This window comes from Clostridium puniceum (assembly GCF_002006345.1).
Lineage (GTDB): Bacteria > Bacillota > Clostridia > Clostridiales > Clostridiaceae > Clostridium > Clostridium puniceum.
In genome coordinates this window covers 23,707-50,112 of record NZ_LZZM01000138.1, presented here as the reverse complement: position 1 = coordinate 50,112, position 26,406 = coordinate 23,707, and the positions used below count along the sequence as shown (strand labels likewise).

General features: G+C 28.8%; 28 protein-coding genes. All 28 read right to left on the bottom strand.

The features are described 5' to 3' along the window. Positions 1 to 4: 4 nt before the first annotated feature. Positions 5 to 1,156, bottom strand: a complete 1,152-nt coding sequence (neuC, locus tag CLPUN_RS10610) for a UDP-N-acetylglucosamine 2-epimerase (RefSeq protein ID WP_077847250.1) — start codon at positions 1,154 to 1,156, stop codon at positions 5 to 7. Beyond that, positions 1,149 to 1,859 carry an acylneuraminate cytidylyltransferase family protein gene (locus CLPUN_RS10605; protein WP_077847249.1) on the bottom strand — a complete coding sequence of 237 codons (711 nt, stop codon included), beginning with the start codon at positions 1,857 to 1,859 and terminating at the stop codon, positions 1,149 to 1,151. Before CLPUN_RS10605 ends, neuC begins: the two co-directional genes overlap by 8 nt. A 125-nt stretch (positions 1,860 to 1,984) precedes the next feature. After that, positions 1,985 to 3,028 carry a nucleotidyltransferase family protein gene (locus tag CLPUN_RS10600; RefSeq protein WP_143329027.1) on the bottom strand — a complete coding sequence of 348 codons (1,044 nt, stop codon included), beginning with the start codon at positions 3,026 to 3,028 and terminating at the stop codon, positions 1,985 to 1,987. 14 nt (positions 3,029 to 3,042) lie between these two features. Beyond that, a complete protein-coding gene (locus CLPUN_RS10595; protein ID WP_077847247.1) occupies positions 3,043 to 4,209 on the bottom strand; it encodes a LegC family aminotransferase in 1,167 nt (388 codons plus the stop codon). A gap of 102 nt (positions 4,210 to 4,311) precedes the next feature. After that, a complete protein-coding gene (locus CLPUN_RS10590) occupies positions 4,312 to 5,298 on the bottom strand; it encodes an NAD-dependent 4,6-dehydratase LegB (RefSeq protein ID WP_077847278.1) in 987 nt (328 codons plus the stop codon). Between the two features lie 46 nt (positions 5,299 to 5,344). Beyond that, a complete protein-coding gene (locus CLPUN_RS10585) occupies positions 5,345 to 6,322 on the bottom strand; it encodes an ATP-grasp domain-containing protein (RefSeq protein ID WP_077847246.1) in 978 nt (325 codons plus the stop codon). 34 nt (positions 6,323 to 6,356) lie between these two features. Then, positions 6,357 to 7,382, bottom strand: a complete 1,026-nt coding sequence (gene pseB / locus CLPUN_RS10580) for a UDP-N-acetylglucosamine 4,6-dehydratase (inverting) (protein WP_077847245.1) — start codon at positions 7,380 to 7,382, stop codon at positions 6,357 to 6,359. A 185-nt stretch (positions 7,383 to 7,567) separates the two neighbouring features. Then, positions 7,568 to 9,301 carry a motility associated factor glycosyltransferase family protein gene (locus tag CLPUN_RS10575; RefSeq protein ID WP_077847244.1) on the bottom strand — a complete coding sequence of 578 codons (1,734 nt, stop codon included), beginning with the start codon at positions 9,299 to 9,301 and terminating at the stop codon, positions 7,568 to 7,570. 139 nt (positions 9,302 to 9,440) lie between these two features. Further along, positions 9,441 to 9,791 (bottom strand): DUF8042 domain-containing protein, encoded by a 351-nt coding sequence (locus tag CLPUN_RS10570; protein WP_077847243.1) that lies wholly within the window; start codon positions 9,789 to 9,791, stop codon positions 9,441 to 9,443. 22 nt (positions 9,792 to 9,813) lie between these two features. Continuing rightward, the gene (locus CLPUN_RS10565) at positions 9,814 to 11,553 is read right to left on the bottom strand and encodes a motility associated factor glycosyltransferase family protein (RefSeq protein ID WP_077847242.1); all 1,740 of its coding nucleotides are present in this window, start codon (positions 11,551 to 11,553) and stop codon (positions 9,814 to 9,816) included. Between the two features lie 125 nt (positions 11,554 to 11,678). After that, entirely contained in the window at positions 11,679 to 12,488 is an 810-nt protein-coding gene (locus CLPUN_RS10560) for a flagellin N-terminal helical domain-containing protein (RefSeq protein ID WP_077847241.1), read from the bottom strand. 171 nt (positions 12,489 to 12,659) lie between these two features. Then, positions 12,660 to 12,989: a flagellar protein FliT gene (locus CLPUN_RS10555; protein ID WP_077847240.1), complete on the bottom strand. Its 330-nt coding sequence runs from the start codon at positions 12,987 to 12,989 to the stop codon at positions 12,660 to 12,662. A 54-nt stretch (positions 12,990 to 13,043) separates the two neighbouring features. Beyond that, positions 13,044 to 14,627, bottom strand: a complete 1,584-nt coding sequence (fliD, locus tag CLPUN_RS10550) for a flagellar filament capping protein FliD (protein ID WP_077847239.1) — start codon at positions 14,625 to 14,627, stop codon at positions 13,044 to 13,046. A gap of 43 nt (positions 14,628 to 14,670) precedes the next feature. Continuing rightward, entirely contained in the window at positions 14,671 to 15,051 is a 381-nt protein-coding gene (gene fliS, locus CLPUN_RS10545) for a flagellar export chaperone FliS (protein WP_077847238.1), read from the bottom strand. An 11-nt stretch (positions 15,052 to 15,062) separates the two neighbouring features. Further along, complete coding sequence (locus tag CLPUN_RS10540; protein ID WP_077847237.1) at positions 15,063 to 15,356, bottom strand: hypothetical protein; 294 nt, start codon at positions 15,354 to 15,356, stop codon at positions 15,063 to 15,065. Between the two features lie 57 nt (positions 15,357 to 15,413). After that, the gene (locus tag CLPUN_RS10535) at positions 15,414 to 15,827 is read right to left on the bottom strand and encodes a flagellar protein FlaG (RefSeq protein WP_077847236.1); all 414 of its coding nucleotides are present in this window, start codon (positions 15,825 to 15,827) and stop codon (positions 15,414 to 15,416) included. Between the two features lie 33 nt (positions 15,828 to 15,860). Next, entirely contained in the window at positions 15,861 to 16,088 is a 228-nt protein-coding gene (csrA, locus tag CLPUN_RS10530) for a carbon storage regulator CsrA (RefSeq protein WP_077847235.1), read from the bottom strand. Between the two features lie 4 nt (positions 16,089 to 16,092). After that, entirely contained in the window at positions 16,093 to 16,518 is a 426-nt protein-coding gene (fliW, locus tag CLPUN_RS10525) for a flagellar assembly protein FliW (protein WP_077847234.1), read from the bottom strand. Between the two features lie 18 nt (positions 16,519 to 16,536). Then, positions 16,537 to 17,730, bottom strand: coding sequence for a flagellar hook-associated protein FlgL (gene flgL, locus CLPUN_RS10520; RefSeq protein ID WP_077847233.1), 1,194 nt, complete (start codon positions 17,728 to 17,730; stop codon positions 16,537 to 16,539). 63 nt (positions 17,731 to 17,793) lie between these two features. Further along, positions 17,794 to 19,647, bottom strand: coding sequence for a flagellar hook-associated protein FlgK (gene flgK / locus CLPUN_RS10515; protein ID WP_077847232.1), 1,854 nt, complete (start codon positions 19,645 to 19,647; stop codon positions 17,794 to 17,796). Between the two features lie 113 nt (positions 19,648 to 19,760). Next, the gene (gene flgN / locus CLPUN_RS10510) at positions 19,761 to 20,171 is read right to left on the bottom strand and encodes a flagellar export chaperone FlgN (protein WP_077847231.1); all 411 of its coding nucleotides are present in this window, start codon (positions 20,169 to 20,171) and stop codon (positions 19,761 to 19,763) included. 2 nt (positions 20,172 to 20,173) lie between these two features. Next, entirely contained in the window at positions 20,174 to 20,449 is a 276-nt protein-coding gene (flgM, locus tag CLPUN_RS10505; RefSeq protein ID WP_077847277.1) for a flagellar biosynthesis anti-sigma factor FlgM, read from the bottom strand. A 125-nt stretch (positions 20,450 to 20,574) separates the two neighbouring features. Continuing rightward, positions 20,575 to 21,777 (bottom strand): flagellar motor switch phosphatase FliY, encoded by a 1,203-nt coding sequence (fliY, locus tag CLPUN_RS10500; protein WP_198944314.1) that lies wholly within the window; start codon positions 21,775 to 21,777, stop codon positions 20,575 to 20,577. Then, positions 21,761 to 22,759, bottom strand: a complete 999-nt coding sequence (fliM, locus tag CLPUN_RS10495; RefSeq protein ID WP_077847229.1) for a flagellar motor switch protein FliM — start codon at positions 22,757 to 22,759, stop codon at positions 21,761 to 21,763. Before fliM ends, fliY begins: the two co-directional genes overlap by 17 nt. Positions 22,760 to 22,780: 21 nt before the next feature. Next, complete coding sequence (locus CLPUN_RS10490; protein ID WP_077847228.1) at positions 22,781 to 23,182, bottom strand: chemotaxis protein CheW; 402 nt, start codon at positions 23,180 to 23,182, stop codon at positions 22,781 to 22,783. A 116-nt stretch (positions 23,183 to 23,298) separates the two neighbouring features. Beyond that, the gene (locus CLPUN_RS10485; protein WP_077847227.1) at positions 23,299 to 23,658 is read right to left on the bottom strand and encodes a response regulator; all 360 of its coding nucleotides are present in this window, start codon (positions 23,656 to 23,658) and stop codon (positions 23,299 to 23,301) included. Positions 23,659 to 23,677: 19 nt separating this feature from the next. Continuing rightward, positions 23,678 to 24,280 carry a chemotaxis protein CheC gene (locus tag CLPUN_RS10480; protein ID WP_077847226.1) on the bottom strand — a complete coding sequence of 201 codons (603 nt, stop codon included), beginning with the start codon at positions 24,278 to 24,280 and terminating at the stop codon, positions 23,678 to 23,680. A 37-nt stretch (positions 24,281 to 24,317) separates the two neighbouring features. Then, positions 24,318 to 26,405, bottom strand: a complete 2,088-nt coding sequence (locus tag CLPUN_RS10475; RefSeq protein WP_077847276.1) for a chemotaxis protein CheA — start codon at positions 26,403 to 26,405, stop codon at positions 24,318 to 24,320. Between the last annotated feature and the right edge of the window lies 1 nt (position 26,406).

Here is a 26,406-nt window from a genome sequence, read left to right as displayed (position 1 = left end):
ATTATCAACTCCAAACAAGCTTCTTTTTTAATAGTTTATCATTTATTTCTACGTTCTCAATAATTTTAACTATTTCTTCACTAGTATTACCTTCTCCATAAAGACTTTTAGTATTTTTAACTTTTTCTTTAAATTCAATACTTAATGATTTATTTATAGCTCTTATTATATCTGAACATTCATTATAGCTACAGATAATATTATCTGCCATGAGTCTTCCTTTTTGTCTATTTCCTATATTAACGGCTGGAATTTTCAAATATGGTGCTTCAACTAATGCACTAGATGAATTTCCGATTACTGCACCACATAATCTCATAACACTTAAATATCTTAAAACTCCTAGATTTTTAAATAATTTAACTTTTGGATTTATTTTTTCAAATTCTTGTAGTTTTTTTATTATATGTTCACCACCGTTGTCTGCATTAGGATAAGTGATTATCATTTTTTTATTTATTTTGTTTAATGCTTCAATTAAATTTTCCGTCTGATATGAAATTTTATCAATTTCAAGTGTCACTGGATGATATGTTACTAGCAATGTATCCTCATCAATAACCACATCTAATTCTTTTCTTAACTCTTCTTTACTTAAAAATTTGGTAATTTTAATGTTTTCAATTCCAGGATCTCCCACATTAAAAATTCTCCAAGATTCCTCTCCCATATTACATATATTCTGTACATAAACTTCAGCCCCTGGGAAATGAATATGTGACATTTTAGTTATTGCATGTCTAATTTGTTCATCAATAGCACCTTCTGTCACCTCCCCGCCTGATATGTGAGCAATTGGTATATTCATAGTCATTGCAGTTGTTACTGCTGCAAATATTTCATATCTATCGCCTAATACAAGTAATATATCTGGTTTTAGTCTTTCAAAAGTTTGAGAAAGTTGAACCATTAGTAATCCCATTTCTTTCGCCATGATACTTTTACTACTACTACCTATTAGAATTGGTAATTTTTCATCTACCTCAAACCCATCTTCTAATATTTCATTGATAGTATTTCCAAAATTCTCTGATAGATGAGCCCCTGTTACTATTAATTGAAGTTCTAAATTACTATTTTCTTTTATTTTAATCAATGTATTTTTGAGTAGTCCGTATTCTGCTCTAGTTCCAGTTACTACTGCAATTTTACGCATGATTTTCACATTCTTTCATAATTAATTCTGCAAACTGGAAGTCTATTTCAGTGTCTATATCAATTGAGCTTTCATTATTCATAACATACCCTGTTATATTTTCTGTTTCGAATGTTTTATTACTTAAAAAAACATCTGTTTTTATCACATAAACTGCACCATTCAATCTATATACTTTAGGTAAATCCTGCCTTCTACTTATTTTTTTACCTTCTTCTAGAAAATACTTCAATTTATCACCATCAAATACATTCGTCCAATAGGGATTTACTTCAGCTTCGCATATTGATACTGCTCCATCCATACCTGCATTTATACTTTTACAAATAGTTCCATCAATATCATCTGCAGTTCTTAATGGAGATGTACATTGTAGCAAACAAACATAATCTGGTATATAATTTTCATTGCTTTTTAATTGATTTAACAAGTGTATCACGCAATCTACTGCCTTTGAATCATCTTGCGCAAGTTCTTTAGGTCTTAAATATGGAACTTCTGCACCAAACTCATCACTTATTTCTGCAATTTCTTGATCTTCAGTTGATACCATAATCCTATCTATATATTTGCTTTTTTTAGCTTCCTGTATCGTATATGCAATAAGCGGTTTACCATTTAAATCTTTTACATTTTTTCTTGGTACACCTTTTGATCCACCTCTTGCTGGTATTATTGCTAATATATTATTGTTATTTATCATTTTTACCACCTGTTTCTTTATCCATTAAATTTAAATCAATTATATATGAATAATTTTATTATAACTTAATAATATTAATAAAATGATTTCATATGCTCTTACAATCACTTCACTAATTATATTCTTTATAACTCTAACCTCTTCAACATTCTCTCCATTTCTTTCATTTCACCCATGTCTAGCCATGCATTTTCCGTAATTGGATATGTTCCTACCTTTTTACCATCTTCTATGTATTTATTGATTAAATCTGTTATATGAAAGAAAGTATCTTCTGGTACATTTTCTAAGGTTTCTGCCTCCAAAACATAAAAGCCTGTATTAACAAGATAATCGTATTCAGGTTTTTCAGTTGTTCCTATAACTTGACCATCATTACCTAATTTTATAATTCCATAAGGTATCTGATAATTTTTTAGTGACGTTACCATTGTAATTAAATTATTATTATCTTTATGATATTTTAAAATATCATAATAATTTGCATCTACTAGAACATCACAATTACTTACGAAAAAAGTCTCATTGATTTTCCCCTTTAATAAATGTAAACTACCACCTGTTCCTAGAAACTTTTCTTCTTCAACATATGATATTTCATAGTTTTTATCTAAATCATCAAAATATGCTTTTATCATATTTTTCTTATAATTCACAGTAAAATAAAAATTCTTACAACCGAATTTAGTAAATCTACTTATTATTCTTTCTGATATAGAAGAATCGCCTATTGGAATCAATGGCTTAGGTAAAATCTTAGTATATGGGTAAAGCCTTGTCCCTTTTCCTCCCGCCATAATAACTACTGGTGCTGATATTTTTTTATGCATATTAACGGCTACATCCAAATCATCATTCCAAAATACAATATCTACAACTCTATTATTATCATCAACTATTGGAACTGACTCTATAGTTTTTTGTTTCATCAATTCTTTTGCTAAATACTTTTCTTCTATTTGTAAACTTATTGGTGCTTTGTTCATTATATTATGTACTTCAAAACTAAAATCACCATTTTTCAAAATCCATCTTCTTACGTCTCCATCAGTAACAGTTCCTAGTAACATGTCATTTTCTACTACCAATAATATTTTTTTTGCTGTTATATCTAATTTTTTTATGGCTTCTCTTATTGATGTATTCTTTTTTATAAATATCTCTTCCAATGTAATTACCTCTCTTATTCCGATAAGATATTCTTAATAGCTTGTACCACATCAATTACCTCATCTTTTTTTAGGTTTGAACTACAGGGTATGTTTATTACGTTATCATGATAATAATATGCTTTTTCAATAGCATAGCTTTGAACTTCCAAATAAGCCTTCTGATCATGTATAAGTCCCCATATGGGTCTAGTTTGAATCTTATATTCAGCTAATTTCCTAATCATTTCGTCTCTATTTATATTATGTTTTTCTAAAACCAAAGAATAAAACCAATAATTTGATCTAATATTTTCCTTAAAGTCTAATAATTTAACACCATCCATTTGATTTAATAATTCTTTATATAAATTATAATTATCCTTCTTTATTTCTATAAATTCCTCCAGCTTTTCCAATTGAGCCACACCAAGTGCTGCTTGGAGGTTTGTCATTCTGTAATTATATCCAACTTCATCGTGGATATAATATAATGCATCATCCTTTGCTTGAGTTGAAAGATATTTTATTTTTTTTAAATCATTCTTATCTTTTGCAATGACCATACCACCTCCACCAGTAGTTATAATCTTATTACCATTAAACGAATATGCTCCAAAATCTCCAATAGTGCCTGCATATTTTCCTTTATACATTCCATCAGTATAGTATGACCCCAAAGCTTCAGTAGCATCTTCTATAACTTTTAAATTATACCTTTCAGCTATTTCCATTATTTTATCCATATTAGCTAAGTTTCCAAAAACATGCACAACTATAATTGCTTTTATCTTTCTCTTACTCTTTTTATTAACTAAAATTCCATTTGTGAAATTGCATTCTTTTACACAAAACTCTTGTAATTTATTCCAATCTAATGTTAAAGAATCATCACAATCCATAAATATTGGATATGCTCTACAATATTTAACTGGATTAACGGCAGCAATAAACGTTAAAGTAGGTACTATAACTTCATCTCCTGAATCTACACCACTTTCTATTAAGGAAAGATGAAGTGCAGCAGTTCCACTTTGGCATGCAACTGCTGAATCTATTTTCAAATAATCTGCTATATTTTTTTCAAATTTATCTATATATGCTCCACCAGTAGATACCCATTCTTCTTCCACTGCATTTGTAACATATTTTAATTCATTTCCTTTTAAATTTGGTACTGATAAAGGAATAAATTTATTCATACAATCACCTACTTATTATATTTTATTCTTGTAACTATTTATTAATAATGTATTATCTCCCTATACCATAATGCTCTAACGACATTTACTTAATTAGTTTTACTATATATTATATATATTAGCCTTATACCCATCCATATTTTTCTTAATCCTAAACCACTCTATAGTTTCCATTATGCCTTCTTCAAAAGTATATTTAGGCCTCCAATTTGTAAGTTCCTTTATTTTTTTATTAGACCCTAGTAGTCTGTTAACTTCACTCTTATCTGGTCTTATTCTTTCTTCATCACACACAATTTTTGCATTTGGATTAATTTGTCTTATTAATTCTTCTGCTAATTGTCCAATTGAAATTTCTTTTTCAGTTGCAATGTTTATCTCTTGTCCAATAGTCTTGCTGCTTTTAGATATTTCAATAAATCCATTAGCCGTATCTTTCACATAATTAAAATCCCTTGTTGGAGATAATGCTCCTAGCTTTATTTCTTTTTCACCTGATAATAATTGAGTTATTATTGTTGGTATAACAGCCCTTCCTGATTGTCTTGGTCCATATGTATTAAATGGTCTTACAATACTTATAGGCATATTAAAACTTCTGCAAAAAGATTCTGCCAATCTATCTGCTCCAATTTTAGTTGCGGAATATGGTGACTGTCCTTGATAAGGATGATTTTCATCTATTGGTACATACTTTGCTGTACCGTACACTTCTGAAGTTGATGTAATAAGTATACGTGAGGTTTCTAAATCTCTTGCTGCTTGCAGAACATTTAACGTTCCCTTTATATTAGTATCAACATATGAATCTGGAGAATGATAACTAAAAGGTATAGCAATTAAAGCTGCTAAATGAAAAACTTCATCAATTCCTTTCATTGCTTCTCTAACTCCATTGGGATCTCTTATATCACCAGTAAAAATATCTATTTCTTTTAATTTATCTTTTGATAAGGTATCTAGCCATCCCCAAGAATTAAATGAATTATAATATGAAAATGCTCTTACATCATATCCTTTTTCTAACAACATTTCAGTCAAGTGACTTCCTATAAATCCATCTGCCCCTGTTACTAATACTTTTCCCATTAATATTTCCATTCCTTTCTTAATGAATGTAATTTTTCGTTTGTTGTCAATTATCATTTGAAATGTAAACTGCTTCTTCATAACGAAGCATTGTAATCTCTTTGAACTCTTTTATATATTCTAACTTCTTCTCTTCAAGCATTTCTAAAATTCGCTTTCCATAATCTGCTCCCGCCTCAAATGTTAGTGGAACTCCTCCTCCAAATCTCGGATTAATCTCTAATAAATAAATTTGTCCATTACTCTTCTTAAAGAATTGTATTGTTAATGGTCCTAGTAATGCCACTCCCATTTTATCTCTTAATTTATTCAAATTCGTAATTACTTTTAAAGTTTCATTTATTATTGCATTGTCTTTTACAGTAGAACTTTTAACTACTTCTCCTGCTCTAACTTCTATCCTTTTTCTCGGAACAATATATACTGGATTTCCTTCGAAATCAACTAAAGTATCAACCGTATACTCATCTCCATCTATAAATTCTTGTACTAGTCCATTCTTTATATAGTTCCTAAAAAATAATAATTCATTAAGATTATTAAGTTTATAAACACCTTCACTTCCCATACCACTTTTAGGTTTTATTATTAATGGAAATTTATCTATATCACCAAATGTTATAATGTCTTTAATTTCTTTTTCTGAATAGACTTTGGGAATATTTATTTCAGAAACACAAAAATATTTATATGTTTTTTGTTTATCTTTACATACGTTTAATATTTCATTATTACTTAGCAAAATGATTGTACCTATTTTCTTAAATAATTCTCTTGCATCATGTAAAATCTCAAATTCCCCTTCGTATAATGGAATTAAAACTTTAATTTCTTCTTTTTTACATATATCTAATAATGATTCTATATAACCATTTTCTTTTACCTTAGGAATTTTATAAAACTTATGTACAAAATATCTGGCTGAATTTAATTCTCCAGCATCTACTCCAATAACATTAAAACTTTCTTTTAAATGTTTGATTAATTGAACTCTTTTCCCTATTGCTGTTATTAAAAGATTCATATTGAAATCCATCCTATACGACTAAAATTTATAATTAATTATATTTTTTATAATCATATAATCCTTCTTTTTTTAATACTTTCCTTAATTCGTCCACACTAAGCCATTCCTTATTAGTTCCGGAATTATATTCAAATCCGTCTTCTACTAATTTTCCACCTGGCGTCATATGATTTTGAGAATTCCACCAATCAAAATGAGGATATATTATATAATGCTTCTCATATTCATAAGTCATTCGTGAATCATCTTTAGTTATCATAACTTCATCCAATTTTTCACCTTCTCTTATTCCAATTTCTTGCATATCAATATTATCACACATAGCTTTTGCTAAATCTGTTATTTTAAAAGATGGTATCTTTGAAATATAAGTTTCTCCTCCTCTAGATTCTTCTAAGGCTTTGAAAACCAAATCAACACCTTCATCTAATGTAATCCAAAATCTTGTCATTCTATAATCAGTTATTGGAAGCACTTTTTTACCTTCTTTTATTATCGATTCGAAAAATGGAATTACAGAACCTCTGCTTCCTGATACATTTCCATATCTAACAACAGAAAATATTGTTCCATGACCAGCTGAATAAGCATTTCCAGAAATAAACAATTTGTCTGAAACAAGCTTTGTTCCTCCATATAAATTAATTGGATTAACCGCTTTGTCAGTAGATAGTGCTACGACCTTTTCAACATTGCAGTCAATTGCTGCATCCACAATGTTTTGAGCTCCATTAATATTAGTTTTTATTGCTTCAAAAGGATTGTATTCACATGCTGGTACTTGCTTCATAGCTGCAGCATGAATAATATAATCTATATCCTTAAAAGCTCTGTATAACCTATCTTTGTCTCTAACATCTCCAATAAAAAACCTAAGTTTATGTATTTTATCAGGATACTTTATTGCAAATTCTTTTTTCATAACATCCTGCTTAAATTCATCTCTGGAATAGATCACTATTCTTTTAGGATTATATTCATTTAAAATTCTTTCTGTGAACTTTTTACCAAAAGACCCAGTCCCACCTGTTATTAAAATTGACTTCTCATTAAGCATATTAAATCCTCCAGTGCAGTTAATTTCTACAATCTTATATTTTTCTAAATATATAAGATCTACAAATATTATTAATTAAACTTGAATTAATGTTTTTATAGCTGTCATATATGGCGACCTTCATAATTATGAATTTTATTAATTAAAAATTATAATTATATAATAAGTAATACAAAATACCATATCTACTCTTCTTTTAATCCTTTAATAGTCATTTCTACTTTTCCATAAGAGTCTACTATAACCTTTTTTAACGCTGAATATAGCGCTTCAATTTTATTTATTTCTTTATTAAATACAATATTCTCGCTATCTGATAATTCTATCACGTACTCATCACAATTTTCTATACTATATACTACTTTTGATATCATTGCATCTATTATAATAATTTCATCTAACTTGTTTTTTATTTTACTCTCGATATTTTGTAGGTCTTTTTTATTTTTTTCTAATAAATTGGTTTTCTTTAAATTATAATTTATTCTACATTGTTTTACAATTCTTTCAGCCTTTTCACACCATCGAATATATTGATTAAATGCATTTAATGTATTTAATAGTCTTTCAATCATCTTATTAGTTCTATTTTCATTAGTTAAAAATTTATCTATAGGAATAATTTCCTCATTTTCCAACTCCTTCAGTACATCTTCTAACCTTTTATTTTCTGCACCCTTTATATTAGCTCCACCTTCAGTCGCATTTATAAATTTTATTTTTTTATGTTTTTCTATTATATCTTCCATTGATAGTCTATAATTGTTTAATGTAATGCTAGTTCTAATCTGATTACCATTCAAATCTTCAATATAAATATCACTTTCATCTTTATAAAAATTATCAAATGTTAATTTTTGCCATTTATTTTCTGCAAAACTAGCATGCCCTTTATCTCCTGTATAAGCTAAATCTTGACCTATAAAAATAATTGGATTACATCCCATATATATAGCCAAAAGAGTTAAGTTATGAGCTATAGATCCTCCTCCATATAAGGCTGGAATTTCTTCCTTCAAAATCTTTCCTACAAACTCATTTTGTATAGAAAAAAACTTACTAAATTTATGTTCTTCTATAACTTTAGTTGGCGTAGAATCATTAAAATATAATGGACATTCTACCCTATCAATATATTCTTCTACTAATTTATAGGATACTTCTGATGAATCCACTATTCCTACGCAACTTGGAGATATACCTCTTTCTAATAAAGGTCTGAGTGTTCTTCCCCCACTTAATATTAAAGCATTTTTCACATCATTAAGTACATCAATATTTTTGCTTAATGAAGGTCCTGCTGACACTATTATAGCAGGTTTATTTATATATTTTTCTTTTACTTTATTTACTTCTGCAGCTTTTGCTATATATTTTAAATTACAAAGGAAATTATTTAAAAAAACTTCTCCACCAGCAATCGATGTATTTCTATTTATTGTAATTCTAGTTATTTCCTTCTTAATAAATGCATATAAATCTTTTAGTTCTTCTAAATATAAATTATAATAATTACAATATTGACTTGCTTTCAAATAATTTATATTACCTTCATTTATATGTTTTATAAAGAACTCTCTTATCTGTTCTTTTTCTTTTGTTATAGTAACTCTTGGGTTACTTAGGATATTTCTTACATTTTCATCCTTGATACATATTTCTTTTAATTCATCATTTAATTCTACAATTAAAATATTACTATTATCATCACTTATTTCTAATAATTCCTTTATATGTTCTCCAAAGCTGAATCCTAAAACAATATAATTATCTTTTTTAGTACGCTTCCCCAAACCTTCAACAAATTTTTCTATTTCTCTTTTCTGATTATATTTACTGCCTAAATACCGTTTTTTTTCATTTATATCAACTTTTAAAATTCTATACCCATCTTTTGAAAATTGTATATCTAAACTCATAATTACATTTCACTCCTTAGATAATTATCGTAAAATATACAAAACTCTTAATCTTATTTAATATAGAAAATTTTATTAAAAAAGATATGTTTGTTTTGAATTTAATCATTTAAAACAAACATATCTTATGTGTGAGTATTTAATTAGCTATACATATTTGTATTTCATCATGAACTCTATCTAATATAGGCAAAATTTCATAGTTAAATAAATCTCCAACCAAAATATAATCTTCATTTTCCAGTGCTTCTATAATTGCCTCTATTTGTTCATTAATATCTTGTATTTCAATTTCGTTTTTTTGAATATCTTTAGTTAAGTTAATCACATTAGAAACCCAATCTATTCCCTCTGCTACTGCTGAAACAAGGTTAATTCCCTCTTGCTCTCTTCCTTCTTGTATTGCTTCTACAATGCTTTTAATTCCACCTTTTAGATTATATAGATATTCATTTGCTGAGCTTAATGCTTCTATTTTTTCACCATTCATGTTTCTTACCTCCAAGTAATCATTATTCACCATTTTCTAATTTTATTATTGTCTCATCTACATATTCAAGTGCATATTCTAGCTGATTTAAAATTTCCGAATATAATTTCTTATTTTGATCTATTATAAATTGAATCTTCTCTAAATTCGGATTATTTGTGTCTATTGATTTATCCTTTAAAATTTCATATAGAATTGGATATAATAAAGTTGCAACAATATCCACATCCGTATATTCATCTTTTATTTCTTTATCAATTTTATCAAGTTTTTTCAAAATAGAATTTACTTCATTACCCTTTTTCATAATATATGAAATTTTTAATTTATCTATATATTTTAATGCTTGTTTACATTTTCCAATAATAATTTTTCCAGATTTTTTTGTTTCATTTAAAGCATTAATAGCATTTTTTTTCATATCAACTTCATACTCAATTTTCTTAATAGGTTTTACTTTCTCAACTTTATATTTTTCAATCGCTTCAGCTAATGTCATCTCAATAGTTCCATGTATCCTCGCACCACCTTCGGTTGCATTTATAAATTTAGTATTTGGAAATGCTTCTATTATTTCTTCAAAAGCTATTCTAAACTCATTCAACGGAAGGCTAGTCCTAACTTTATTTCCATAAATGCTCTCAACCCAAATATCATCTTCACGTTTCACTTCATCAAACTTCCAACTTCCATCTCTGTTTCCTGAAATGGATGAATAACTTTTTTCATCTGTATAAGCTAAGTCTTGCCCTATAAAAATAATAGGATTACATCCCATTATAGCCGCATATGAAGTCATACTATGTGCAACTGAACCACCTGATTGAATAATTTGAAGTCTCCTTCCTGCCACTTTACTAATGATGCTCGCATAAGAAGAAAATATTTTTTCTCCTGTATGGTGCATTACTACTTTTTCATTAGTACATTCAAAAAATAATAATGGACTTTCCGTTTTTTCTATATATCCTTTTACTAAATCATAACTCTTATCTCCTGGATCTATTACAACTAATAAATGTGGCTTTATGTTCTTTTCCATAAGACCTTTCAAGGTTCTACCGCCACTTATTATTAACATTTCATCATTTAATTTTATTAACTGATCTACATTCTTTTCAAGAGAAGGTCCCGCTGAGACTATTATTGCTGGTATATCCTTATATTTTTGTTCATACAAATCCGCTGGGACAGCATCAATCATAAATGGAAGATTTGCTATTAAGGTTTCAAACCATCTTACACTAAATTTTATTCTAGTATTATTCTCAATTATAATTCCCATATAAATGTTTTTTATTTGAATCAAAAAATCTCTCATCTCATCAATATATACTTTGTCATAATTTGAAAAATGTATAAATTTTGTATCATCTAAATTAAGCTCATTTATATTTTTTTTCATGACACTCAAAATTTTATCTTTTTGACTAATTATTATTTCTAATAGTTCATCTTCTTTGACCCATTCTAAATTATTTATATATTCTTCTAATTCTTCATTAGGTTCAAATACTAAAATCTTATTTTTAGGAAATTTACTTTTTAAAGCTTTTATATGCTCTCCTGTTGCAAAACCATATATTAAGAATATTTTTTGATCATCTTTATTTTCACCTATTTTTTCCAAAAATCTATCTATCTCAGCTTTCATATTGTATTTACTTCCAATATAAATCCATTTGTTATCTTTATTTATTTTTACTATTTCGTAATCATCTTTAGTTTTTTCAATTTTAAACTCTAAATTAGCAGTAATCATAAATTCACCTCATTTGATTATCGAATATTTAACTTCTAACTTTATGATTACAAAGCATATATTTTGTCAAAAAAAAGACATTCCACATCAGGAATGTCTTTTGATACTTTAGTATTTCATTTATACTATTGTAATAAACTTAATACATTGTTTGGAGCTTGGTTAGCTTGTGCTAGCATTGATTGTGATGCTTGAGTTAATACTTTATTCTTAGTATACTCCATCATTTCTTTAGCCATATCAGTATCTCTGATTCTAGATTCTGCTGCTGATAAGTTTTCTGATGTATTATCAGTAGAAGTAATAGTATGTTCTAATCTGTTTTGAACTGCTCCAAAAGTAGCTCTGTGTTTTGATACTGTTGCAATTGCATCTTCTATCTTTTTAAGTGCACTTACAGCATTTGTTTGTGTGCTTAATGAAAGCCCACTAACACCTAATGATTTTGCATCCATTTTTGCAAGAGTAACTGATATTTTTTGACCACTCTTATTTCCTACTTGGAAATCTACAGTACTTGTTGAATTTAATACTACTTTACCATTAAATTCAGTTTGTGAAGCAATTCTTGTAATTTCTGTAGTTAATTGTGAAACTTCTTTTTGGATTAATGCTCTATCAGAATTACCATAAGTTCCATTAGATGCTTGAGTAGCTAATGTTTTAAGTCTTTGAAGCATTGAATGAGTTTCAGTTAATGCTCCTTCAGCAGTTTGTACCATTGAAATACCATCTTGAGCATTAGTTGAACCTTGGTTTAATCCTCTGATTTGTGATCTCATTTTTTCTGAGATTGCAAGACCTGCTGCATCATCTCCAGCTCTGTTGATTCTTTGACCAGAACTTAATTTTTCAATTGCTTTTCCTTGAGCTCCTGTATTGATACCCATTTGTCTGTGTGCGTTCATTGCACTAAGATTGTGATTAATTATCATAATAATTTCCTCCTTGATTTTTGAATTTGGACTTCCATGTCCTATTTTTTATTTATATCAACTCTTAAGAGTTAATAGCTTATAAGCTTTATATTTATATATTCGTGACCTTATAAAATTACTTTAGAGTTTTTATGAATTTTTTTTATTATTTTCTAAATATTTTATTTTTTAACTTCTAGCACTGAAGAAATTAGGTTTTTCTTGTATCTTTCCATAGTTCTTCCTGGCTTCACGATTTTTCCTCAAAGCATCTATTTGCTTTTTAGTTTTTATCTTTTCTGCTTTAACTAAGCTTTGCAGCTCACTATCTAATTCCAAAATAAGTAGATCACTTATTTTATTCTTTAACTCTTCTTTAGAAAAATCAATATTACCAATTTCATTTATGACTTTAGATCTTTGAGCTAATAATTCCTCTAAATCTTCTCCATGTTTAGTTTTCTCTATTAGTTCTAAAGTTATCGCTTTATATGTCTCTAAACATTCATCTAAATCCATATTTCACACTCTTTTCATCTTTTAATTTAAATTTAATCAAATATTCTTTTCCCATTAAGATGAAGTAAAGTAACTAGCTAAAGAATCTTGTTGAGATTGCATTTTAGTTAAAGCACTTTCTAATGATGAATATTTAGTATACAATCTATTTTCTCTATCAGTTAATGCGTCTTCCATTTCTGCAATCTTCTTTTTCATCTCAGTTATTTGCTTACTTAAATCACTTGTTAATGAGCTAACGCCATTTTCGTCACCTGCTAATTTTTTAAACACAGAATCTGACTTTTTCACATTATCGTATAATACCTTTGTAAGCTTTGGAATAATTCCCGAATTTGAAGTGTCATCACTAGAAGCATTTTTTATGAACATTTCCTTTATTCCATCAAAATTTTCTTCCAAAGCTTTTGTAAGTGCTTCTTCATCTACTTCATACATACCATTTTGAGTTGTATAGTCTTTAATTGGAGTTATTCCTATTTTTTCCAGTGTAATTCCTGAAGATGATATTAAGCTATTGCCAAATATTCCTGTCATTGCACTTTTCATGCCTTCTGCCAAATCTTCCAAAGTGTCATCTTTTCTAAGTAATCCAGTTTTAGCTTTAGTTTCCCATTTAGTAATTTGATCATCTGTCATTTCTGATCTTTGATCATCTGTTAATGGTGAATAGCTCTTATCCCTTGTTTCATATAATTTTGTATTTATACTTCCCATTAACTCATTATAATCTTTCATAAAAGCTACAATCCTAGTCTTTAGTGCAGTAACATCTTTTCCTCCTGTTAGTGTAACTGGCGTACCACCTGTTAATTTACCAGCATCAGCACCAGTTCCGTCTACAGCACCTGTAACATTTTTAAAATTAAACGTTACACCATCTATAGTCACTTCATTTTTATATGAAGTATTTTCAGTAGCGCTAATTCTATATCTATTCCCCTTGCTATTTACTATTTCTGCATCAAGAGCTTTATCGGTTGCAGAAGTACTAGTCCCACTATTATTAGTTAACGTAAATCCACCTGTCTCAGCCTTAGCAGCTGTAAAAACAACCCCTTTATCAATTGTATTATATTTTGCAGTTATAACATTATTATTTAAATCATTTAATTCTGTTTGTTCTGCTGCAGTTCTAGTAGTTAAATTTTTCAAATCGGATATTCTTTTTGATACAGCTGTATTATAATTACTAACAGTTTCGCTTCCAGTAGCACCAGCTTTAAAAGTTATAGTTGATGCGCCAATTTTTATGGTTTGATCTGTATTTGCAGTTGTTGTACTATCAGATAAAGTAGCTGTCGCATTAGTTGCTAATTGTTTTACATATATAGTGTAATTATCAATAGTTGCATTACCATTTGTTGTTGCAGCCGCTGCAGTAGAATCGCTTGAAGTAAATTTTACTGAACTATATGCACTTGACGATATTAAACTACTTGACCCATCTGAGGTTAAATATTTAGTGTATAGAGAATTTGCTGACTTCATTATTGCTCTATATTGTTCTTGTTTCCACTCTAAAACTTGTTCCTTTTGTTTTTGTGTTTCTACTTTTGTTTTATATGGCAGCATTGTTGCCTTAACTAATGAATCTGTATCTATTAAACCCGAAATCCCTGTCATTCTATTAGTCATTTAATGTCACTCCTTTTTTATTTATAAATTTCATTTAAAAATATTAACCATTTTTTTTAGCTTCTTTATAGGCATCATGCCATAAATTACTTACATCTTCTATTAAAGGAAGAACTTCATCAATCACATCAATTTTTTTAGTCATATTAGCTTCTACTAACTTTTCCTTAATAAATTCATATATATTTATTAAATCCTTTGTCCATTCCCCTTGTGTTGTATCTAAGCTAACCATAAGTTCAGTAAATATGTCTTGTGTTCTAATCAAGCTAGAATGTGCTTTTTTTATGTCTTTATCTAAAATTGCTTGTCTTGAAATTTTAGTAAATTTAACTGCACCTTCAACTAACATAAGTAATAATTGCTCTTTCGATGCATAATTAACACTATTATTTTTATAAACGTTATAAGCATTTGGATACATCTCTAGTCCTCCTATTTTTTTGCATCTAAAACTCTTCCTTTAGAATTTACTTCATTGATATTTTCTACCTTTTGTACTTCAACTTGTACTTCTATTTTTTCCTTATCATATTTTATACCATCAATCGTCATATATTTTTTTTCTTTTCCTTGTTCTAATATTCCTTTTCTTTCATTTGTATTTTTATCTTCTTTTAAGTCTCTTTTTACACTTATTGCTTTTCCAGAATGCACTTTATTGTCTTTTCTTTCCTCTTGCATTTTTTTTCTAATGTCAGTATCTATTTTATTTAATTTAAATTCCAACTTGACATCCTCCATCAGATTAAACTTAATATAGCTATTTTCATTGAAAATAATGTTTTAAGCTTTTTTATCTATCAACCCAACCTGTTCGCACATACTTGCAACCATATCTAAAATTTTTTGTGATGGCACTTCTAAGATAACTTTTTTAGTATCATCATCTATTATTTTTATCATCGTAGTACCAAGTTCTTTATGAACTGAATATTCTGCATGTGTTTTATCGTCTTCTAAAAATTTATTTAATTTTTTAACAGCTCTATCTAAATTTTCTTTAGCAATCCCCTCTTTATTTTCTTTGTTATTTTTATTTTCTTGACTTTTTTCAACCTGTTTAGAATTTGAAACTTCTACATTTTTACTTACATTGTTAGCATTGTTAGTATTATTATTAGAATATTGTGCTGCATCACTACTATTGCTATACGCTTTAATAGAATTTACTTTGTTTCCAATTGCATTAACATCCATGTTTAGCATTCCTCCTTGATTAATTTTTTACAATTAGTCTTTTTTATTTTTCTTAATATTCTTTAATAACTTCATATCAACATTTATTGCTTGTCTGTTTTCTTCTTTTACTTGTTCATAAAGTTCTTTTCTTAATATAGTTATTTTCTTTGGTGCATTAATTCCAATTTTAACGCTTCCATCTTCAATTTTACTTATAGTGATTTCTATATCATCACCAATCATGAGTGATTCACCTTTTTTTCTTGTAATAATTAACACGTCATCACTCCCTTACTAGAGGCTCTTTAACTTTATATTTAGAGTTATCTATAATTATTTGTTCTCCTAATTTATTAGAATTATTTACAATAATTGGCCCTTGTAAATTGGTTGTAATTTTTTTTATATCTGAATTTAGAGTTATTGTAGTTATTATCATAACTTCCTCTGGTGATTTTATACTCAAGTTTCCAATAGTCTCTTCATTTAATTTTATTTCATAATCTTCAAAAAAATCATAAGGTGAAGTTACTATAAGACCAATCTCATCATCCTCTAGCGAATGAAGTAATTTAAAAGGTTCATATTCTTCCAAATCTACAAGAATGAAATTTTTTAATTCATCAAAACCTAAAATTCCTTTATTAAAAGTAATTATATTTTCTTCTTCATATAATATTTCTCCATGAACCTTTGAATTAAATACCATTTATAAACACTTCCATTTCTATAGATAATCTAATAATGTCTTAGTTAATACTTTTGCACTAGTTTGAAGAGTTGCTGTATAAACAGTTTGAGCCACTGAGTACTCCATTGTTTTTTCTGTAAAATCCACATCTCCCACTTCTGATAAAATGCTTGTCATATTATAATTTTGTTCTTCATTATTATCTGCTGCTGAATCCATTCTATTTTGCATAGCTCCAACACTTGCTCTACACATTAATAAATTTTTTGTAATAGCATCCATTTGTGTTAAATTTGATCCTGTTAAAGTACTTAAACTAGTTGAACTTGCTGTTGTTAAATTATCTATTATATCATTTAACACATCTGAAACATTTATACTGGCTCCTGTATTAGGATCTGTAAATTCTAATATATCAGTTGCAGTTTTATTGTATTCAACTTCAACACCTTGCGATATTTCTGCTTTTAAGCTTGTATCTATTTGTTTCATATCTGTTAATGATGAAAATAAATCGCTGCCAGCTCCTGGCCATGCTGTATTTAATTCAGTTTCTAATTCTGAATTTGTAAATAAAACAACTGGTGGTCCTGCGCTTTTTATCGTACTAACAGTATCTGTTCCTGTCGCTGGTGCAACTGTGTTTGTATATGAGATTTTAATATCTGTTCCAACCTGCTCTATTTTTGTGGCTGTTTTAGTTGTGCTTGTTATTTTAGTCCCATCCGATTTACATGGTAATGCATTTCCATTTTTATCTGCATAACTAATAGTTCCATCATCTGATACAATAATAGGCTTCGAATTACTTTTTGTGCCTCCAAATATATAATCTCCATCAAATGAAGAATTTAATATTGTCCCAAGCTGCTTCACTTTTTCCACTACTTCATCTTTTATTGTACTTATTTCATCTTTTCCATAAGCTCCATTTCCCGCTTTTACCATAAGCTCTCTTATTCTTGACAAAACATTCCCGGCTTGTGATAATGCTGTATCTGTTGTATCTAACCAATTTGACGTATCTTTTATATTGGAATTATATTGCTTGTTTGCAGAAATTTCACTATTTAATTGCATAATTCTTGTTGCTGTATATGGATTTTCAGAAGCTCTTTTTATAACATTTCCTGAAGACAATTGATTTTGTAATGTACTCATCTTCCCTAAATTTCTTTTCATATTATTCATATAGTTAGCAACTAAAATCGAACTTGTTATTCTTGGCATATTTCATTCCACCTCTTTTATCTATATATTAACTAGACTAGCTTACATTAATTTGTTATATAATTATCTCTTTAATCCATTTATAACTACATCTAATAATTCATCTATTGTACTCATAACCTTAGCATTTGCTTGATATGCATGCTGAAATTGTATTAAATTTGCTGTTTCTTCATCTAAGGAAACTCCTGATTCTGATAATCTATCATTTTCAAAAGTTTCTAATTGTTCACCCGCAGTCGTAAGGTCACTATATACCCCTTTAGCCACTGTAGCCAAGCCACTTACTGTACTTGTATAATAATTACCTAATGTTGCTCCTGTTGAACTAGTTTTTAAATTTAACTTGTCAGAACTTTCGAATACTAGTCCTGAACCTGTAGTAGTAGTATTGTTAAAGAAATCACCTCTTGTAGATGTGTCTGTAACAGTAATTTTAGTCAGATCCATTTTTAAAGTTGCTACTTTTGCAATAGCTAGCGCTCTAGGTCCATCCTTCTCACCACTAGTATCTGTTACATTGCAATTTAATTTTGTTGCATCATTTTGTAGTACAGCGTTAACAGCTATATTTTTAGCATTGATACCTGTATCTGTTGGTGTAGTTCCACCATTTGATGCTTTAGTAACAAATAGAAGATCTTGATTTTTTAGGTTTGCATTTGAAGTATCTCCAACCCCTCCTGTACATCCAGTTTGAATTGCATTTACCGAATATGCTAATCCTGCTGCAAATTTATCCAATCCATCCATAGCTTTTTGAATATTATCCTGAACAGATTGAATTCCACCAATTTCACCTTTACTTACTGCAAATATTACATTTGAACTAGCTGCATTAAAATCACTTAAACTTATTGTTGCATTTCCAGAAGTATATGCTGAAAGCCCATTTAAATCATTTGCATTACTTGCATTGTCGCTAATTATACCATCTTTATCTCCAACTAGAATTCTATTTTTAGTTAAATCTTTTCTTATATTTTCTAGCGTCTCTTTTGATGTAGCTGTTGCAGGAGAAGGTGATTTTATTGTAATAGTTCTTTGATTACTTTTATCTCCTAAAACAGAATATGTTACCTTTAAATCTCCAGTTGCACTATCAATATTTGCACTTTCAACATAAGATAATCTGTTACAATTTGCACCAGTAAAGTCTGTTCCATCCACTAAATTTAATTTATTAGAACTTAACGCAGTATTAGTAGTAACATCTATTGATTCATGGTTTTCTCTTTTTATTGTTATTCCAAATTTGTCACTCAATTCATCTAACAAATTATCTCTTGTATCCATTAAGTCGTTAGGCGTCATTCCTATTGCTGATACACCTGCTATTTGTTTATTTAATTCATTAACTCGATCTAAAATACTATTTACATTAGTGACATCTGTTTGTAAAACTGCCTGAGCATCACTTTGCGTATTTTCAAGTTGCGTATATCTAGTATTTAAAGCATTAGCTAAAGTTGCAGCTTGCTGAATTGCTACTGTTCTGTTACTTGTCTTTTCTGGCGCTAAAGATAATGTATTAAATGCATTATAGAAGGTACTTAATGCATCTTGTATCCCAGTATCTGATGTTTCATTTAATATATCTACAGCTTGCGTTAAATATTGATTTTTTTTATTAAGAGCACCATACTCTGTTTTTTGATTTCTAACTTGATAATCTTTAAAATAATCTCTGATTCTTTGTATTGTTTTTACTTCAGCTCCAGTTCCAACTTGTCCTGCTAAAGTTCCATCATATTTTGAAGTTCCTCCAAAAGGCCTTGTTGTTTCTATCACTGCTCTTTGTCTTGAATATCCAGTTGTACTTGCATTAGCTATATTATGAGATGTTGTATTTATGTTTCCTTGTTGAACATTCAACCCCCTTTTGGCAATAGTAAATGTGTCAAATAATCCTGACATTTATTTTTCCTACCTTTCACTTAATCCCAACTTCCATGTTATATATAAATTTTAACATCCTTATCATTTTTAATTATAAACCTGATTTAACCAATCGTTAAAAGTTTATAAGCTTACTTAGATAAATTTCCATATGAATTATAAGTTTTTATTTGTCTACTTGGATTCATTAATTGGATCATTTTATTATTAAATATTATTTGTTGCTTCAACAATACATCGTTTGTTTCTTTTTTTAAAATCACACTATTTAATGTGTTTTGTATTTCAGCATACAATTTTTTTAATCCTTCATCATTTGATTCATTTACAATTTCTTTTATACTTATATTTTCAGTCACTTTTCTTCTTTGCACTTCTTCTTGTGCTATCCTTTTGCCACATTCATTAATCTTATCAACTAATCCTTCCAAACCAAATATATCTTTATCCATTATCATTTTGTATTGAGTTTCTAATAATTTTAAAAGTTCTTTCAAATCAGCATCTTGGTTTTGCATTAATTTAATAAGTTCATTCATCATATCTATGAATTATTCTCCTTCATCGCATTTAATAAACTTTTGGCTGTCAATCTTGCATCAACATTGTATGTTCCACTCTCTATTCTAGACTTAATCTCTGTTATTTTTTTCATATTTCCTATATCACTATTTAAGGAATAATCTTTAAGACTTTTCCCAAGTTCAGAAATTTCAATTCTATCAGTTTCTTTTGATTTATTAACTTTTTCTACAGCTTTACTGCTGTTTGAATTATATGCATTTATATATGGTTGCCTGTTTATTCTTTCAATACTCATAACACATTTCTCCATTCCTAACTCTATTACTATAGTTATCGAATACTTTTTAATTAAGTTTACACTTTTTCTCATAAAAAAAGAAGAGGATATCCCCTTCAAAAAAACTCCCTTTCGGGAGTTCATTATTGTATTCTTTTTATTCTCTCTACACTACTCACTATATTAGTTATTCTTATTCCAAAGTTTTCATCAACAACAACAACTTCTCCAAGTGCTATTTGCTTTCCATTAACTAATATTTCAACTGGCTCTTCTGCAAGTTTATCCAGTTCTATTAGTGATCCTGTCCCTAAGTTTAAAATATCCTGTATACTCTTCTTTGTTCTTCCAAGCACTACTGATATATCTAGAGGAACATCCAATATTAAATCTATATTTTTTATCGGTGGAACATTACTTTGAGGAATTAAAGGCTCAAAGGCTGCAGAATGAACTTCTACTGGCTGCTGCATTCTTTGCATAGATTGTTCATATTGAGCTGGCTGCTGATATTGAACTTGTTGCTGATACTGAGGTTCAGGTTGATATTGTGATTGTGCCATTGCAACAGGCTCTGGTGTTTGATTTATTTCTTTATTTATAATTGGTTGTGCATTTACTGTTTCTTCCAATTTATCTTCTCCTGTCATTATTGCAACAATATTTTTGGCAGTCTTTATAGGAAATATTTGCATAATATTACTATCTACAATATCTCCAATAGTCATTTTAAACGAAACTCTAACAATTGGTTCATCTTCTGGTATTGCATCCGAAATTGGTATTGCTCCATCTTCTACTATTTTCGATGTAGGGGGTGATATATCCACCTTTCTACCAAACATAGTTGCCATCGATGTTGCTGCAGAACCTATCATTTGATTCATAGCTTCCGATACTGCACTAATTTCTATTTCAGATATTTCATGAGTTTCAGTTATATTTCCATCTCCACCCATCATAAGATTAGAAATAACTAATCCATCTGAAATTTTTATAATTAATATATTTCTACCTATTATACCAGCAACATATTGAATATCTAAAACAATATTAGGAGTTTCAAAACTTTCTTTTATTTCTCTTAAAGTTGTTACGGTTACTACCGGAGTAGTTATATTAACTTGTTGATTTATAAGCTGATATAGCGCTGTTGAAGCTGATCCCATAGAGATATTCCCAATTTCTCCAAGTAAATCTTTATCAATATCAGTTATACTTTCTGCATCCGCTGCATATTTATTATCATCTGATGATGTATTTTCTTCTTCACTAGAAGATACTTCTTCACCTGATAATAATGCGTTTATTTCTTCTTGTGATAAAAAATTATTGCTCATACCCATTCACTTCCTTATCTGTTATATCTAAAATAACAACACCCATATTTTTACCTGCTATACCTGGCTTAGCATAGTAACATTCTTCATTACCTACATACACTTTTACTGGGGATGAACACTTTGTATCAAGTTTAATTACATCACCTACTGTTAATTTCAAGAAATCATCTACCGTTAAGCTAGCATGTCCAAGTTCAGCTATAACATCAACATCAACTTTATTAATGCCTTTTTCCAATTTTTCTCTTGATTCAGCTAATAAACTTTCATCATCACTTCTAAATGCATATTGTACAACTAATTTATCCAATATTTTTTCTATGCTTAGATATGGAAGACACATATTTATAAACGTACTTCTCTTATTCATCTCTACAGAAAAAGTTATTAATGCCACAGGATCATTAGGTGCCATTGTTTGATTTACTGCCGGATTAGTTTCAATCGTTTCAACTTCTGGCTCAACATCTAATATAGAATCCCATGCTAGTTTTAAATTATTAATCATTCCAGTTGTTATTTGTTTCATTATATTTTTATCAATATCTGTAAATTCTTTTGTTTCTACTTTTCTATCACCTTTTCCACCAAGCAAAACATCTATTACTTGAAGTGAAAATTGAGGATTAGTTTCAAATATTATTGTGCCTGTCAATGGAGGCATTTTAAATATTGTTATAATAGTAGGGTTTTGCACAGAATGTATAAATTCCTCATAAGTTATCTGCTCTACAGTTTCTATTTTCACTTTAACATTTTGTCTTGTTTGACCCGTTAAGTAATTGGAAATAATTCTTGCATAATTATCATGAATTAATTCAAGAGTTCTTATATGCTCTTTTGAGAATTTTTGAGGGCTTCTAAAATCATAAAGCTTAACTTTATGCCTTTCATCCTCTTTACCAACTTCCTCTGATTCTATTTCCCCTGTAGACAAGGCAGATAACAAGGCATCTATTTCATTTTGTGATAAGACATCTGCCATATTATTCCCTCATTTCAATAATTAATTTAATAATTTGTCTATATCTATTATTGTAAGAAGCTTTTCATCATAATTTAATATACCTTTTATATATTGTTGAACCTTACCAGATTCTTTATCTACTTTTTGTATATTTTTTTCATCTATATCTAAAACTTCTTCAACTTCATCTACTGATATTCCTATTTCTTCATCTTCAACTGTTAAAATTATGATATTATTTTGTTCTTTTCCTGGTTGTACATCTAATAATAAATTTATGTCAACAAGAGACTTAATACTTCCACGTAAATTTATTAGACCTTTAATATAACTTGGAGCTTTGGGTACTTTTGTAATTCCCATAGTATCAGTTATACTTTGAACTCTTTCTGTTTCCACTGCAAAATGTTCTTCTCCTAATTTGAAAACTACTATTTGCATTTTCTTAACCTCCCTTTCAATTGACAAGTGCCAATTAATTTTAAATTCCAAAGAGATTTGTTTCTTAACAGTTAACTGTTAAATTCAACTGTTAACTGCTAACTGCTAACTGAATTTTACCCTACAACTTTCTTTATAGCTTCTAAAACTCTATCTGCTTGGAATGGTTTTACTATAAAATCTTTTGCTCCTGCTCTTATTGCATCCATAACCATTGATTGTTGACCCATTGCTGAACACATAATAACTTTAGCATCCGGATCAAAAGCTTTTATTTGTTTAACTGCTTCAATACCATCCATATCAGGCATTGTTATGTCCATAGTAACCACATCTGGTTTTTCTTTCTTATAAAGATCAACTGCAATTAATCCATTATTTGCTTCCCCTACTATTTCAAAATCATTTTTTTCTAAAATATCCTTTATCATCATTCTCATAAATGCTGCATCGTCTACGATTAAAACTTTAGCCATATAATTTTTCCCTCCAAATTTAATTTATTCCTATAGATTTCAATATTTTTTCTAATGATCCAGGCATAGGTATATAGTAAAAATGCCCTCCTATATTTTCTTCTGTATCTTCATCTAAAAATACAGTTTCAATATCTAATATATATTCATCATATTGATTAGATTCTATAAATGTTGTTGTGAGTATTGCACCTAACATATCATATGAAGTGGCTGGTACCGATGGTAAAATAGCAAGATTGGTTAATTGTGCTATCGAGTTCATATAAGCTGCTGATATTATATTAGCTATTTCGCACAATACAGAACTCCCCATTTCACTTTCAGGAGATTGCTTGGTTCCAACTAATTTCTTTATTATATTTTCGGATGTTGAATTTTCGAATACTAATAGAATATTTCCTGCAATATCCCCAAGTACTCTAACAACTGTTCCAGCAACTTCAATTTCGCCATTTTCTTCAACTATGTCTTCTAATTTTACGACATTTACTGATGGTACTGTCATATCTACTTTTTTCCCTATTAACATGGAAAGAGCGGTCGCTGCATTTCCAGCCCCTATGTTAGAGACTTCTTTAAGTGCATCTAATTGTAAAGCGCTTAAATTAGAATACTCCACCTATAACCCTCCTTAAAATTTGTTCTAATACATATTTTTATAATAATGCTCCCACATCTAATATTAGTGTTACCAATCCATTTCCAAGTATTGTTGCACCAATATATTGATCTAAATTCTTCAATGTTTTTCCGAGTGGCTTGATTACTATTTCTTGTTGTCCTAATAATGAATCGACTAATAGTCCTATAGTTTTATCTCCTACGTTTACTATTATAACAAATTTCTTATTAGTTTCGCTAGCCTCAATATCTAAAGTTTCATTTAATCTTACTAGCTGAATTACTTCTTCCCTATAAACAATTACTTCTTTTCCATTACTTTTCTTTATTTTTTCTTCCTTATAATCTATTACTCTATCTATAAAACCTAATGATATTGCAAGAGTTTCTTCTCCAACTTTTACAAGCAATGCTTGTATTATTTGTAAAGTAAGTGGAAGCTTAATTACAAATGTTGATCCCTTACCTTCTTCACTATATAAATCTACGGTACCTCCAAGTGCTGCAATTTTTGTTTTAACAACATCCATTCCAACGCCTCTACCAGAAATATCAGTTACAACCTCATTTGTACTAAACCCTTGTGCAAAAATCAAGTTCCTAATATCATTATCTGACATTCCTTCTGTATTTATGCCTCTTTGTTCAGCCTTTGCCTTAACTCTTTCGACATTTATACCTGCACCATCATCAATTACCTTTATTAAGGCTTTTGTTCCTTCTTGATATGCAACTAATTTAACTGTTCCAACTGGAGACTTACCTTGAGCAATTCTTTTTTCAGCTGATTCTATACCATGGTCTGCTGCATTTCTTAATAAATGAATTAATGGTTCACCAATTTCATCTATAACTGTTCTATCAAGTTCTGTATCTGCACCTTCTATAACAAAGTTAATTTCTTTATTTAATTCTACTGATACATCTCTTATCATTCTTGGGAATCTATTAAATACTGTATCCAATGGCAACATTCTAATTTTCATAACTAAATCTTGAAGATCAGATGTTGTTCTTCCTACTTGTTCTAAAGTTTCATTTAGTTCTTGTGATTTATGAGATACAACTATTTGTTCTAATCTTGTTCTATAAATTACAAGTTCTGAAACCATGTTCATTAAATTATCTATTCTTTCTAAATCCACTCTTACAGATTGATGAGCTTTTTTAACTTCTTTCTTTTGAGTTTGTTTCTTCTCTGGTGCTTTTTTAACTTCAGGATTTAATTCTGCTGGTTGATTTTCTGTTTGAACTTTTTGTTCTACTTTAGGTTCAACCACCTTTACCTCTGCAATCTTTTGCTCTGGTGCATTTTTTTCAAGTGACTTTTGCTCAGGTATTTTTTCAATACCTTCAATATTTTCAAATTCAATTTCAGAAGCTTCAACCTTTGCTACTTCTGAAATCCCATTTACTACGGATATTATTTCATCTAAAGTATTTTTAGTTACTAGTATAAATTTCAATTCAAAATCAAACTCTTCATTTTCAATATCTTGAGTTGATGGTTCTGATTTTAAAATTTCTCCATGCTCTTCAAGATCTTTGACAATTAAAAATGCTCTTGCAGATTTTAATAGAGTATTTTCACTTAATGTTACCTTTATTTCAATAGAATTGTATCCTTTTTCCTTTGCCTGTTTAATTACTGATGTATCATATTGATTTAAGTCTAAATTTAACGCATCATTACTTAGTAATTCTGCATCTTTCGCTTCAATATCAGTAGCCTTTTCTACATTTCCCTTATTTTTAATATCTGCTAAAGCTTTAATTATACCATCTATGTCTATTTTTTCATCTGATCCTTCTTGAACATTATCAACCATTTTTTCTAATGTATCAAGACAATCAAACAATACAGTTACTACATCTTGAGTTACTTTTAAATCTCCTTCTCTAAACTCAGCTAATACATCCTCCATTTTATGTGTAAGTTCTGCAAGATCTGTAAATCCCATTGTTGCTGCCATGCCTTTAATTGTATGAGCAACTCTAAATATTGAATTTACCTTATCTGTATCATCTGGATTTTGTTCTAAATCTAATAATGACTCATTTAATGTTTGCAAATTATCTAATGATTCCTCTAAAAACATTGACATATATTGAGATGTATCCATC

Excerpts from the sequence above, each read along its gene's own strand:
- neuC (WP_077847250.1), bottom strand. The coding sequence starts at position 1,156 with ATGCGTAAAATTGCAGTAGTAACTGGAACTAGAGCAGAATACGGACTA.
- CLPUN_RS10605 (WP_077847249.1), bottom strand. The coding sequence starts at position 1,859 with ATGATAAATAACAATAATATATTAGCAATAATACCAGCAAGAGGTGGA.
- CLPUN_RS10595 (WP_077847247.1), bottom strand. The coding sequence starts at position 4,209 with ATGAATAAATTTATTCCTTTATCAGTACCAAATTTAAAAGGAAATGAA.
- CLPUN_RS10590 (WP_077847278.1), bottom strand. The coding sequence starts at position 5,298 with ATGGGAAAAGTATTAGTAACAGGGGCAGATGGATTTATAGGAAGTCAC.
- CLPUN_RS10585 (WP_077847246.1), bottom strand. The coding sequence starts at position 6,322 with ATGAATCTTTTAATAACAGCAATAGGGAAAAGAGTTCAATTAATCAAA.
- pseB (WP_077847245.1), bottom strand. The coding sequence starts at position 7,382 with ATGCTTAATGAGAAGTCAATTTTAATAACAGGTGGGACTGGGTCTTTT.
- CLPUN_RS10575 (WP_077847244.1), bottom strand. The coding sequence starts at position 9,301 with ATGAGTTTAGATATACAATTTTCAAAAGATGGGTATAGAATTTTAAAA.
- CLPUN_RS10570 (WP_077847243.1), bottom strand. The coding sequence starts at position 9,791 with ATGAATGGTGAAAAAATAGAAGCATTAAGCTCAGCAAATGAATATCTA.
- CLPUN_RS10565 (WP_077847242.1), bottom strand. The coding sequence starts at position 11,553 with ATGATTACTGCTAATTTAGAGTTTAAAATTGAAAAAACTAAAGATGAT.
- CLPUN_RS10560 (WP_077847241.1), bottom strand. The coding sequence starts at position 12,488 with ATGATAATTAATCACAATCTTAGTGCAATGAACGCACACAGACAAATG.
- CLPUN_RS10555 (WP_077847240.1), bottom strand. The coding sequence starts at position 12,989 with ATGGATTTAGATGAATGTTTAGAGACATATAAAGCGATAACTTTAGAA.
- fliD (WP_077847239.1), bottom strand. The coding sequence starts at position 14,627 with ATGACTAATAGAATGACAGGGATTTCGGGTTTAATAGATACAGATTCA.
- fliS (WP_077847238.1), bottom strand. The coding sequence starts at position 15,051 with ATGTATCCAAATGCTTATAACGTTTATAAAAATAATAGTGTTAATTAT.
- CLPUN_RS10535 (WP_077847236.1), bottom strand. The coding sequence starts at position 15,827 with ATGGATGTTAATGCAATTGGAAACAAAGTAAATTCTATTAAAGCGTAT.
- fliW (WP_077847234.1), bottom strand. The coding sequence starts at position 16,518 with ATGGTATTTAATTCAAAGGTTCATGGAGAAATATTATATGAAGAAGAA.
- flgL (WP_077847233.1), bottom strand. The coding sequence starts at position 17,730 with ATGCCAAGAATAACAAGTTCGATTTTAGTTGCTAACTATATGAATAAT.
- flgK (WP_077847232.1), bottom strand. The coding sequence starts at position 19,647 with ATGTCAGGATTATTTGACACATTTACTATTGCCAAAAGGGGGTTGAAT.
- flgN (WP_077847231.1), bottom strand. The coding sequence starts at position 20,171 with ATGATGAATGAACTTATTAAATTAATGCAAAACCAAGATGCTGATTTG.
- flgM (WP_077847277.1), bottom strand. The coding sequence starts at position 20,449 with ATGAGTATTGAAAGAATAAACAGGCAACCATATATAAATGCATATAAT.
- fliY (WP_198944314.1), bottom strand. The coding sequence starts at position 21,777 with ATGGGTATGAGCAATAATTTTTTATCACAAGAAGAAATAAACGCATTA.
- fliM (WP_077847229.1), bottom strand. The coding sequence starts at position 22,759 with ATGGCAGATGTCTTATCACAAAATGAAATAGATGCCTTGTTATCTGCC.
- CLPUN_RS10490 (WP_077847228.1), bottom strand. The coding sequence starts at position 23,182 with ATGCAAATAGTAGTTTTCAAATTAGGAGAAGAACATTTTGCAGTGGAA.
- CLPUN_RS10485 (WP_077847227.1), bottom strand. The coding sequence starts at position 23,658 with ATGGCTAAAGTTTTAATCGTAGACGATGCAGCATTTATGAGAATGATG.
- CLPUN_RS10475 (WP_077847276.1), bottom strand. The coding sequence starts at position 26,405 with ATGGATACATCTCAATATATGTCAATGTTTTTAGAGGAATCATTAGAT.